Source organism: Pseudomonas sp. B33.4, from assembly GCF_034555375.1.
In the GTDB taxonomy this organism is placed as follows: domain Bacteria; phylum Pseudomonadota; class Gammaproteobacteria; order Pseudomonadales; family Pseudomonadaceae; genus Aquipseudomonas.
Map to the genome: position 1 here is coordinate 3,837,309 of NZ_CP140706.1, position 13,752 is coordinate 3,851,060.

A 13,752-nucleotide genomic window follows, 5' to 3' on the forward strand; every position below is an offset into this window, starting at 1 on the left:
TCAGGAAACCACTTGGCCGGCCGGCACTTTCAGGCCGTCATGCCACCACGCCGCGAGACTGAAGACGTTGGGTGCCTTGAGAATCGTGAAGTGGTTGCCCGGCCCGTACCACACCGCCAGATCCGCAACCTGGCGCTGCCAACCCTCGACCATCGCCGCTTGTTCGCGCTGATTGCCCCACGCGTCCAGCGTCGGGTCATCGACCAGCGCCAGCCGCACCGGCCCGGTGTAGGCCAGTGGCGGTTGATAGACCGTGCGCAAGGCTGTGGCGAAGGTGCGGACCGGGCCATGCATCGCCTGCGCTGACGAACGCGCAGACAACACACCGGCGCGTACCATGCCCTCGTGCAGCAGGGACATTTGCATAGTGTCATCAGCCTCGGCGAACGCCAGCGGATCGATGCCCAGGGACTTGCCGCTGGACAGTTGCAGCGTCTCGATCAAGCGTTCCAGCGCGGCGGTCGTGGTGTACGGTTTGCCCGCTGTGCCATTGCCACCGGGAGATTCACTGTCGATCAGGGTCAACGACGCCACTTCACGCCCCGCCGCCTGCAACTGCACTGCCATGGCATGCGCGACCCAACCGCCGAAGGAATGCCCGATCAAGTGCACCGCACCTTGCGGATACAACTGCTCGACGGCTTGCAGATAGCACTTCGCTGCCGCTTCAACCTGGCTGTGCGGCACGCCGCTGCCATCGAGCCCGCGCGGTTGCAGACCGAAAATCGGCCATTCCGGACCCAGTGCTTCGGTCAGGTGAATAAACCCGGTGACACTGTCGCCCGCGCCCGGCACGCAGAAGATCGGCGCATGCCCGGCGTGCCCGCTCTGGATGGTCAACACCGGCTGATAAGCCTGGGGCTGCGGTGCCTGTGCTGCCGCCATTGCCTGACTGAGGGCCTGACCGAGTGCCTCGATATCCGGCGTTTTCATCATGCTGCGGTGATCCCCCGGCACATCGATGCAACGCAGCAAATCGCTGGCGACTTTCGGCTCCCAGCCACGGGTCGGACTCGGCTGTACCTGCCCTGGCATCAGTGCCTGAGCGCGGAACAAATGCACTGGCTGGCTGGCCGGGCTGACCCGGTAATGCGCCAGCGCCAGGCCATGAGCGGCCTCACGATCAAAGTAACTCCAGACGTCCGCTGCGCTCAGTGCGGCCAGTTCCGGGTCAGGCAATTGCTGTTCGCAGCAGCGCTGGAAAAGTTCGTCGAAGCCGATCAGCTCGACTTCAGCCTCAAGCCTTTCGACGTCAGTCAATGCTTGCAACCCTTCTTGACCACGCATCTGCGAGCGCGCGCGGCAATGCTCGAGCAACTGACGTTTATCGCGATGCTCGCCGCTCCAACGCGATTTATCCTGGCTGGCCGGATGCGGTGCGTAGGTATCGAGCAGGCCGACGAACGCCACCGCCTCATCCAGACCGAGCAACTGCTGAGCGACTTCATACGCCAGCAAACCACCAAACGACCACCCGGCCAGACGATACGGCCCATGCGGCTGCACCGCCCGGATAATCCCGACCATCCGCGTGGCCATGCATTCAAGGGTGCGCAGTTGCGGCTGCCCCAGCGGCACACCGGGCAAACCGTAAATCGGAAACTGCCCCTCGATGTGCATGCCCAATGCCGGGAAATACACGTCCCGGCCGCTGAACTCATGGATCAGAAATAGCGCATTGTCGCCTTCACCCGGTCGCACCACGACCAAGCCTTCCGGCTGCGCGAGCGTTGCGCCGGACTGACTGAGCAACGCGGCCAGCGCCTCAATGCTCGGACGCTGGAACAACTGCGCCAGCGTCACCTGTTGCCCCGCACGTTGCAGCAGGTTGACCAGCCGAATAGCCAGCAGCGAATGCCCGCCCAACTCGAAGAAGTTGTCGTGACGACCGACCTGCTCGACCTTGAGCACCTCGCCCCACACCTGCGCGAGCAAGGTTTCAACCTCGCCTTGCGGGGCTTCGTAGTGACGGCTGAGCACGGCGTCGAGGCCCGGAGCCGGCAGCGCCTGACGGTCGATCTTGCCGTTGGGACTCAACGGCAAAACGTCGAGCGCAACAAACGCACCCGGCACCATGTATTCGGGCAATTGTTCGAGGATGAACGCGCGCAGCGCGTCGATCGCAGGCACAGCACTGCCATCAACTGCAGTGAAATACCCGACCAGACGCTCGTCGCGCATCAGCACCACCGCCTCGCGAACCAGCGGGTGCTGGATCAACCGCGCTTCGATTTCACCGAGTTCCAGACGCAAGCCATGCAGCTTGACCTGAAAGTCATTGCGCCCGAGGAATTCAAGGTTGCCGTCAGCGCGGTAGCGCACCAGATCACCGGTGCGGTACAAGCGATCACCGGCCACAAACGGGCTGTCGATAAAGCGCTCGGCCTGCATCTGCGGCAGCGCCATGTAACCGCGCGCCACGCCGATACCGCCGATGTGCAACTGGCCAATGACGCCGAGCGGCACCGGTTGATCGTGCGCATCGAGCACATACAGGCGGGTGTTGCAGATGGCTTTGCCGATCGGCAATTCGGTGGACGGCACCGGCATGTGCGGTTCCAGTGTCCACGCCGTGCTGTCGACTGTGGCTTCGGTCGGGCCATACACGTTATGCAGGCGTACCCACGGCAGGCGTTGGCGCACAGCATCGGCCAGCGCCGCGGTGAGTTCGCCACCACCACAGAACACATCGGTGAGGCTGGTGCATTCACTGACCTCCTGCAGCTCAACAAACTGCTGCAACAGCGCCGGCACAAACTTGACCACCGTGATCCGTTGCTGACGAATCACTTGCGCCAGATACGCCGGTTCACGATGACCGCCGGGCCGTGCCAGCACCAGGCGTACGCCGGCCGTCAGCGGCCAGAAGAACTCCCACACCGAACCGTCGAAACTGAATGGCGCTTTCTGCAACAACGCGCCGTTTGGGGCTGGCGGACAAATCTGCGAGCCCCAATGCACCAGATTGCACAAGCCACGGTGTTCGAGCATCACGCCTTTTGGTGTGCCGGTCGAACCCGAGGTGTAGATCATGTAGGCCAGATTCGAGGCATTGAGGCCGGGCACCTGCGGATTGTTTTCTGATTGCTCGTGCCAGGTGCATTGGTCAAAGTCGATGACTGCTGCGTCGGTCCCGGCAAACAGCGATCGAGTCGCCGTCTGCACCAGCACTGCCACCGGCGCACAATCCCTGAGCATAAAGTCCAGGCGCTCCGCTGGGTAAGCCGGATCCAGCGGCACGTAAGCGCCACCGGCCTTGAGAATACCGAGCAACCCCACCACCAGATCGAGTCCACGCTCGACGCACAGCGCCACCCGCGCATCCGGCCCCACGCCCTGCTCGCGCAGGTGATGGGCGAGGCGGTTGGCACGCGCATTAAGTTCGCGGTAAGTCAGACAGTGTTCGTCAGTCTGCACGGCGATGGCGTCCGGCTGACGCTGCACTTGCGCTTCGAACAGGCTCTGCACCGGTTGCTCGACCGGGCAATCAACCGCTGTCGCGTTGAAATCGCCAAGCAAACGCTGCTGTTCATCCACCGCCAGCAGGTTGATCTGCGCCAACACGGCCTGATCATCACTGACCAATACAGCCAGCAAACGCTGGAAGTAACCGACAAACCGCCGCACGGTCGCCTCATCGAACAACGCCGTGGCGTAGCGCAACGAACCGCGAACACCTTCCTGTGTATCGCCCAGGCTCAGCGACAGGTCGAACTTCACGAAGTGATTGTCCCCGGCCACGCCTTCCAGCGTCAGCCCGCCCAGCGCCAAGGCTGGCGCGACGCTGCTGTCCCAGCTCACCAGAGTCTGGAACAACGGTGTGTGGGAAAGGCTGCGCAGCGGCCGGGTGATTTCCACCACGTGTTCGAACGGCAGATCCTGATGCGCCTGCGCGGCCAGGGTCTGCGCTTTGACCCGCGCCAGCAACGCTGCGCCCGTCAGCTCACCTGAAGTGTCGACACGCAGCGCGAGGGTGTTGACGAACATGCCGATCAGCTCTTCGATCTCGGCGCGGGTACGGTTGGCCACGGGCGAGCCGATCACCACATCGGACTGCCCGGACAGGCGAGCCAACAACATCGCCCACGCGCTCATGATCACCATGTATGGCGTCATGGCGTGGCGTTGACATAACAGCTTCAGGCCGGCGCTGGTCTGCTCGTCCAGCACTATTTCGACACTGCCGCCGTGGTGATCCTGTTGCGCCGGACGTGGCCGGTCAGTCGGCAGGCTCAGCAACGCTGGGGCGCCGGCCAGCGTCTGCTGCCAGTAATCGCTTTGGCGCTGCAGCACCTCGCCGCTCAGCCAGCGACGTTGCCACACCGCGTAGTCGGCGTATTGCAGGGCCAGCGGTGGCAGCGGGTCGTCCTCGCCGTGACTGAACGCCTGATACAACGCCATCAATTCACGAGTCAGCACACCCATCGACCAGCCGTCGGAGATGATGTGGTGCATCGTCAGTAACAGCACATGGTGCTCATCGGCCAGACGCACCAGACGACCACGAATCAACGGGCCGTCTTGCAAATTGAATGGCCCGCGCGCCTCCGTGTCGAGCAATGTGCGCAACGCCTGCTCTGCCTGCGGCTGTTGCCGCCAATCTTCCTCAATCAGCGTCAGCCCACTGTCGACCGGGGCTATCAGCACCTGTGCCTGGTCGTTCAATTGCGTGAAACGGCTGCGCAGGGATTCGTGCCGCGCAACGATCCGCGCCAATGCCTGTTGCAGTGCCACGGCGTTCAGCGGGCCACGCAAATGCAGACCCAGAGGAATGTTGTAGGCGGTGTTGCCGCCGTCCATCTGCGCGAGGAACCACAAACGTTGCTGGGCGAACGACAACGGCAGCGCCTGATCGCGCGGTGCCGGCAGAATTTCCGGCAAGCTGCTGCGTTCGGCCTGACTCAACACTTCAGCGACCGCCGCCAGTTCCGGGTTGGCAAACAGATCCGCCAGCGCCAGCTCCACGCCCAGTTGCTGGCGCACTTGGGAGAGCATGCGCATCGCCAGCAATGAATGACCGCCAAGTTCGAAGAAGTTGTCATGGCGGCCGACCTGTTCGACCTGCAACACCTCGGCCCAGACCTGCGCAAGAGCGGCTTCCAAAGGATTGGCCGGCGCCTCGTAAACCCGACTGAGCAGCGCCTCCTGCGTCGGTGCCGGCAGTGCCTTGCGGTCGACCTTGCCGTTGTTGTTCAACGGCAATACATCGAGTTGCACCCACGCCGTCGGCACCATGTATTCCGGCAGTCGTGCGTGCATCTGCGCGTGCAGTTCGGCGCTGTCCAAGACGCTATCCTGCGTCGTGTAGTAAGCCACCAGCCGCGTGGCGTCCTGACCGTCGCGGCGCGCCAGCACCACCGCTTCCTTGATGCCCGGGCAGTTCAGCAGGCGGTTTTCGATTTCCCCCAGTTCGATGCGGAAGCCACGGATCTTCACCTGATCGTCGTTACGCCCGATGCAATCGAGTTGCCCCGGCGCCAGCCAACGCGCGAGGTCGCCAGTGCGGTAGAGCAGCGCACCCGGTTTTTCACTGAACGGATCGCAGAGGAATTTCTCGGCGGTCAGATCCGGCCGATTCAGGTAACCCAGCGCCACGCCCTGCCCGCCGATATACAGCTCGCCGGTCACGCCCATCGGCACCGGTTGCTGATACGCGTCGAGCACGTACACCTGCGTGTTGCCGATGGGGCCACCAATCGGCACGCTCTCGGCATTTTCAGCCACCTCCTTCACTTCGAACGTCGTTGCGTAGGTGGTGGTTTCGGTCGGGCCGTAGCAATGCACGATGCGCAACGCCGGGGCCTCGGCCAGCAGTCGCCGGAATGCCGCTGGATCGCCACGCTCACCGCCGCACAGCAGAATCCGCAGGCCCTTGAGCGCCTGCGCAATCAGTTGCACGTACTGGTTGAACAGCGCGGTGGTGACAAACAGGATCGTCGCGCCGCTGGCACTCAGTTCACGGCCGAAGGCATTCGGATCAAGCAGGGTTTGATGGTCGATGACCACCACGCGACCGCCGTTGAGCAGTGGCCCCCAGATGTCCATGGTGCTGGCGTCGAACGCCGGGTTCGAGGCGAACACCACACGATCCTGGGCAGTGAAATCGGCGTAACCGTTGTTGAGCACCAACCGACCGATGCCCCGATGCGGCACCATCACCCCTTTCGGCGTGCCGGTGGAACCCGAGGTGTACATGATGTACGCCAGCGCCTCGGAAGACTGCACAAGATTCGGATTGTGCGTCGGCTGGCCGTTGAGGGTCAGGGTGTCGAGATCGATGCGCGGCGCGGCGTAGGCGATGATTTCACTGCTCAAGGTTAGCAGCGCCACTGCCTGACAGTCCTCGACCATGAACGCCTGGCGTTCGCTCGGCGCATTGATGTCCAGCGGCACGTACGCCGCCGCACACTTGGCAATGGCCAATTGCGCCACCAGCAGCTCCAGCGAGCGCGGCAGCAGGATTGCCACGTGATCGCCCGGTTGCACGCCGTGAGCGATCAGGTGATGGGCCAAACGGTTGGCTTGGGCATTCAGCTCAAAGTAACTCAGCGAATGCGCACCATGCACCGCCGCCACAGCCTTGGGATGCGCGGCCGCCTGCTGCTGGAAAATTCCGTGCACGGTCAGGGTTTGCGGGTAATCGCGCGCCGTGGCGTTGAAGTCACGCAGCAAGCGCTTGCGCTCATCTGCTGCCAGCAACGGCACCTGTTCCAACACCGTTTGATCACTGCTGATCATCGCTTCAAGCAAGCGCTGCAAGTAGCCGATGTACCGCTCGACCGTCGACGCATCGAACAGCGCCGTGGCGTAGTTCAGCGAACCGCGAATCACTCCATTGACCTCGCCCAGTGTCAGCGTCAGGTCAAACTTGGCGACATCGCCCGACCCGGCAATGCCCTCCAGCGTCAGATCGCCCAACGCCAGTTGCGGGCCGACGCTACTGTCCCAGTTCAATGTGGTCTGGAACAGCGGGCTCTGCGCCAGACTGCGCAGCGGTCGGGCGATTTCCACCACTTGTTCGAACGGCAGATCCTGATGCGCCTGGGCCGCCAGTGTCCGCGCCTTGACCTGCGCCAACAGCGCTTCGACGCTCACCGCGCCCGAGGTGTCGATGCGCAAGGCCAGCGTGTTGACGAACATGCCGATCAAGCCTTCGAGTTCAGCGCGGCTGCGGTTGGCCACCGGCGCACCGATCACCACATCGGTCTGCCCGGACAGGCGACTCATCAGCGATGCCCAGGCACTCATCACGGTCATGAACAGGGTCACGCCGTGACGTTGGCTCAAGGCCTTGAGCCCTGCACTCAGGCGCGGGTCCAGCAGCACTTCGACGTTGCCGCCGGTGTAATCCTGCTGCGCCGGACGCGGGCGATCGGTCGGCAGCATCAACAAGGCCGGCGCGCCGTCGAGGGTCTGCTGCCAGTAGTCGCTTTGCTGTTGCAGCACTTCACCGCTGAGCCAGCGCCGCTGCCACACGGCGTAGTCGCCGTATTGCAGGGTCAGGGCTGGCAGCGGATCAGGCTGCCCATGGCTGAACGCTTGATACAACGCCATCAACTCAGCGGTCAGCACACCCATCGACCAGCCATCAGCGACGATGTGATGCACGGTCAACAGCAGCACATGATGCTCGTCGGCCAGACGCACCAGTCGCCCACGAATCAACGAATCGTCCTGCAGATCAAAGGCTGTTGAGGCTTCTTGCGCCATCAATGCCTGCAAGGTGAGTTCGGCTTGCAAGTCTTGGCGCAGGTCTTCCACGCGCAAGAGCAAACCGCTGTCGACCGGGGCAATCGACACCTGTGCGCCGTCGTCGAGGCGAATGAAGCGGCTGCGCAGGGTTTCGTGGCGGGCAACGATCCGCGCCAGCGCTGATTGCAGGGCATCGACGTCGAGGTGACCACGCAAGCGCAGACCGACAGGGATGTTGTACGCCGAGTTGCCACCCGCCATCTGCGCCAGGAACCACAGGCGTTGTTGGGCGAAGGACATCGGCAGCGCTTGATCACGCGGTGCCGGCACGATGTCCGGTAGCACGCTGCGCCCGGCGCGATTCAATACTTCAGCGACTGCGCGCAATTGTGCGTCGGCAAACAAATCACTCAGCGCCAGTTCGACGCCGAGGCGCTGACGGATCAGCGAAACCATGCGCATCGCCAACAGCGAATGACCGCCGAGTTCGAAGAAGTGATCGTGACGGCCGACCTGCTCGACTTGCAGCACTTCGCCCCAGATCTGCGCCAGCGCGGTTTCCAGTTGGCCTTGCGGCACCACGTATTCGCGGGTGGGCAGTGCGGCCAGATCCGGTTTCGGCAACGCCTTGCGGTCGACCTTGCCATTGGCGGTCAGCGGCAAAGCCTCGAGCCGGACAAACGCCGCCGGCACCATGTAGTCCGGCAACTGCGTCAACAGCTGTGCGCGCAATTCGCCCACTGCCAGTGGCTCGGCCCCGGTCTGTTCGGTGAAGTACGCCACCAGTCGCGGCTGGCCGGGTTGGTCCTCGCGGGCCAGCAGCACCGCTTCGTTGATACCGGGGAGCTGATTGAGACGGGTCTCGATTTCGCCCAATTCAATGCGCATGCCACGGATTTTCACCTGGTCGTCGTTACGCCCCAAGTAGTCGAGCAAGCCGTCTTCGCGCCAGCGGGCAAGGTCACCGGTGCGGTACATGCGCGCATTCGGCGTGCGGCTGAACGGGTCGAGCAGGAAACGTTCGGCGGTCAGATCAGCACGATTCAGATAACCCCGAGCTACTCCGGCGCCACCGACGTACAACTCGCCCATCACGCCCATTGGTACCGGGCGTTGCTGCTCGTCGAGCAAATAGACCGCCGCGTTCGCCACCGGTTGGCCGATGTGCAACGCCGCGCCCACTTCGACATGCCCGGAAGTGGCGACCACAGTGGCCTCGGTCGGGCCGTAATTGTTGATCACGGCGAAGCGCTGCTGACGGCTGAACTGACGCAAGCGATCGCCACCAATCAGCAAGGTGCGCAAGGTCGGATGATCAAGATTCTGGCTGAAGGCGTATTCGGCGACCGGTGTCGGCAAAAAGCTCACGTCCAGCGGTTGCGCGCGCCACCAGTCGAGCAAGGCATCGACGTCTTCCGCGCCGTCGTGAGTAGGTGCCAGATGCACCGTCGCGCCCGCACACAGTGCCGGCCAGACTTCCCACGCCATGGCATCAAAGCCAAACCCGGCGAGGCTTGAGGTGTGGTTGCCGGCACGCAAGTCGAACGCCTCACAGTGCCAGTCGACCAGATTGGACAACGTCTGATGTTCGACCATGACCCCTTTGGGCAGACCAGTCGAACCCGAGGTGTAGATCACGTACGCCAGATGCGCAGCGGTCAGGCCCGGCACCGCAGGATTGTGCTGCGCCTGCGCCGGCCACGCGCACAGGTCGACATCGATCACTGGCACAGTCAGCAGTGGCAGTCTTTCGTGCAGATCGCTTTGCGTGAGCACCGCGACCGGCGCGCTGTCGCCGAGCAAATAGCTGATCCGCTCGGCGGGATGCGCCGGGTCGATCGGCACATAACCGGCGCCAGCCTTGAGGATGGCGACCAGCCCGACCAATGTATCCAGCCCCCGGCGGGCGACGATGGCCACGCGGTCATCGGCTTTCACCCCATGTTCGATCAAGTGATGAGCCAACGCATTGGCCTGGCGATTGAGCTGCAAGTAAGTCAGTGGCTGTCCGGCAAACAGCGCTGCCACGGCCTGCGGACGCTCGGCGACCTGCGACTCGAAGCGCTGCGCAATCGTCAGCCCACGCGGGTAGTCGGCTGCGGTTGCATTGAAGCGTATCAGCAACTGCTCGCGCTCTGCTGCCGGCAGGATCGACAACCGGTCAAAACCCACATGCGGAGTATGCTCCAGCGCATCAAGCAATACGTTCAACGCAGCCTGCATGTACCCGCAAATGCGTTGCGCATCAATGCCGGCCCCGGCCAATACCTTCAGGCTGAAACCTTCACCGAGATCATCGACGCTGAGGGTCAGGCGATAGTTGCTGTGTTCCTCGGCATTGAGCAATTGCATACCGTGCCACGCTGCCTGCACCTCGGCGGATATCGGCCCGACCGGGGCGCTGTGACGATAATTGAGCAATGTGCTGAACAGCGGCGTGCCCGCTGGCATGGCGCTGCACTGTTGCACCTGCGCCAGTTGCGCATGCTCGTGAGCGAGCAACTGACTCAGGCGTTCGTGGGTCGCCAGTGCGGCGCCTTTGACGCTATGAGCGTTCAGCTCGATGCACAACGGCAAGGTGTTGATGAACACACCGAGCGCGCGCTCCGAGCCTTCACCACCCTGCAATCGGCCGAGCAACACCGTGCCAAACACCACGGCGTCGCGCCCGGACAACTGCCCCAGCACCTGCGCCCAGGCGAGGTGCATCAGGCTGGCGGCGCTGACACCCAAGCGCCGCGCCTGCTGACGCACGCTGTGGCTCAGTGGGCTTTCCAGATTCAGTTGCGCCTCTTGTGCGGGGCCGTCGTCGGTCAGACTCTGTCCGTAGGGCAAGGTCGGCTCATCAACAGCGCCGAGCATCTCGCTGAAGAAACCGGCGTGCTCTTGCTCGGTCAGGCCGGAACGGGTGTGCGCCACATAATTGCGGTACGGCACCGGCTCGCTCAGTTGCCCGGCGTTCCCCAGCAGAAACGCCTGCATCTCGTGCTGCAACACTTCGAGCGCCACGTGATCCATGACCAGGTGATGGAACAGCAGTAATGCCACCACGCGTTGATTGACCTCATCGCGGCTGTACACCACGCGCATCAGTGGCGCCTCGGCAACCGGCATACGGTAGTTATCGATGGTGAATCGCGCCTGTAACTGGCTCAGCGCATCGCCTGCTTTGGTATCCGGTTCCAATGCCTCGCAGCTCAGCGAAGCCTGACGCCAGACCACTTGCACCGGCTCTTCCAGCCCCTCCCAGAACAGCGACGTGCGCAGAATGTCATGGCGTTCGATCACCCGTTGCAGCGCGTCGGTAAAGGCCTGCAATCGCTGTTCATCAGCAAAGGCAAACTGCGCCTGCAGCACATACGGATCGCCCTGTGCGGCCGACAGATGATGGAACAGGATGCCAGTCTGCAAAGGAGCCAGCGGATAGATGTCCTGAACGTTGCGCGCACCACCGGGGACGCTCGCAACGATGCGGTCGATCGTCGCCTGATCCAGCGCCACCAGCGGCAGCAGTTCAGGCGTGATGCGCGTGCAGTCGGCTGGAATCAGGTTCGCCGGCACCGCCGCTTCAGGCTTCCCGCCCACTGCCGCCGCCAGTGCGGCCAGCGTCGGTTGGCCGAACAGCACGCGAATGTCCGCCGACAGGCCGGCCCGACGCATGCGTGCGACCAGATTGACCGCCAACAACGAATGGCCGCCCAGTTCAAAGAAATGATCAAAGCGCCCTACCCGCTCGACCTTTAGCAACTCGGCCCAGATACCGGCAATCACGGTTTCGACTTCACCGACCGGGGCTTCGTACTCGCGGGTCAGCAGCGCCGACGGGTCAGGGGCCGGCAAGGCCTGGCGGTCCAGTTTGCCGTTGGGGCTCAGTGGCAAGGCCTGCAGATGCACAAACACGGCAGGCACCATGTAATCCGGCGAGTGCGTGAGCAATTGGCTGCGTAGCTGATCGGTTTCCAGTAGCTCGCCGCTGTAATACGCGACCAGACGCTGATCGCCCGGCACGTCTTCACGAGCGAGCACCACCGCTTCGCGCACGCCGTCGATGTGCGCCAGATGTGCCTGAATCTCGCCCAACTCGATGCGCAAACCACGGATTTTGACTTGATCGTCGTTGCGCCCCAGGTACTCGATGTTGCCATCAGCCAGATACCGCGCGACGTCGCCGGTGCGGTACAAACGCGCGCCGGGCTGATCATTGAATGGATCGTCGAGGAAGCGTTCGGCCGTCAGTTCAGGTCGATTCAGATAACCCCGCGCCACCTGCACCCCGCCCAGATACATCTCGCCGACCACACCCAACGGCGTCGGTTGCTGATGCGCATCAAGGATGTACACGCAGGTGTTGCACAGCGGTTTGCCGATTGGCGGCGTGCCGTCCGGCACCGGCGAATCTGCCTCCAGCGTCCACACGGTGCTGTCGACAGTGGCTTCGGTCGGGCCATAAACGTTATGCAGGCGCACCTGCGGCAGACGCTCGCGGACGCTGCGCACCAACGCGGCGGTCAGCTCACCGCCACCACAGAACACATCGCTCAGGCTGCGGCACTCAACGACGTCTTCCACTTCAAGGAATTGCTGCAACAGCGCCGGTACGAACTGGACGACATTGACCTGTTGCTCACGAATCAGCTGCACCAGCGCGGCCGGATCGCGGTGGTCGTCCGGGCCGGCGAGAACCAGACGCATGCCGCTGGTCAATGGCCAGAACAGCTCCCACACCGAAGCGTCGAAGCTGAACGGGGTTTTCTGCAACAGCGCGGCGCCAGTCGGCAGCGGACACAGGCCGGTGCTCCAGTGCAGCAGATTGCCCAGGTTACGGTGCTCGACCATCACGCCTTTCGGCGTGCCGGTGGAGCCGGAGGTGTAAATCACATAGGCCAGATTCGCCGCGCTCAAGTCCGGCACCTGCGGGTTGCTTTGCGCAAGGTTTTGCCAAGTGCAATTGTCGAAATCGACCCGCACGCCCGCCCACTCGCCGATCAGCGCACGCGTCGGCGCATGCACCAGCACCGCCACGGGCGCGCTGTCCTCAAGCATGTAGGCCAGACGCTCGGCGGGATAACCCGGATCCAGCGGCACATAAGCGCCGCCAGCCTTGAGAATCGCCAGCAGCCCGACCAGCAGCTGCGGCCCGCGCTCGACGCAGATCGCCACCCGCGCATCGCTGCCCACGCCGCACTGGCGCAAGTGATGCGCGAGGCGGTTGGCGCGGCGGTTCAACTCGGCGTAGCTCAAACGCAGCTCACCGGCCACCACGGCGTCAACGTCAGGTGTGCGCAATACCTGCGCCTCGAAACGAGCATGAACGGTCTGCTGGAGATCGTGGGCGACGGCGGTTGCGTTCAGATCGAACAGCAGATGCTGACGCTCGTCATCTGCCAACAGCGCCACCTGCTCCAGTACCGCTTGATCGTTGTTGACCATTGCCTGCAACAGTCGCTGGAAGTAACCGACATAACGCTCAATGGTCGATTCGTCGAACAGGGCAACGGCGTACTCCAGTACACCGCGAATCCCGCCCGGCGCCTCAGCCAGCGTCAGCGACAGATCGAATTTGGCGAAATGGCTCGGCTCGGCGACGCTTTCCAGCGTCAGCTCGCCCAGGCTCAGGCTAGCGCCGTGGCCGCTGTCCCAACTGAACATCGCTTGAAACAACGGGCTGTGCGCCATGCTGCGCAGCGGCCGGGTGATTTCCACCACTTGCTCGAACGGCAGATCCTGATGCGCCTGCGCTTGCAGCGTCCGCGCCTTGACCCGCGCCAGCAGCGCTTCGCAGCTCAACTCGCCCGACGTATCAATACGCAGCGCCAGGGTGTTGACGAACATGCCGATCAGGCCTTCGATCTCGGCGCGGGTACGGTTGGCCACAGGCGAGCCAATGACCACCTCGGATTGCCCGGACAACCGACTCAACAGACTCGCCCAGGCGCTGAGCATGAGCATGTACATCGTCACGCCATGACGCTGAGCCAAGGCCTTGAGTCCAGCACTCAGGCGTTCGTCGAGCACCACGTCGACGGTGCTGCCGGCGTAATCCTGCTGCGCCGGGCGCAC

Annotated in this window: 1 protein-coding gene (cut by a window edge); it reads right to left on the minus strand. The window is 63.3% G+C overall.

Annotated features, from left to right (window positions below):
- A protein-coding gene (locus U6037_RS16865; RefSeq protein ID WP_322843822.1) for a non-ribosomal peptide synthase/polyketide synthase crosses the window boundary here: on the minus strand, nt 1-13,752 show its 3' portion. Its footprint extends 4,092 nt past the window's final position; only the last 13,752 of its 17,844 coding nucleotides appear in the window; its start codon lies beyond the right edge, outside the window; the stop codon is at nt 1-3.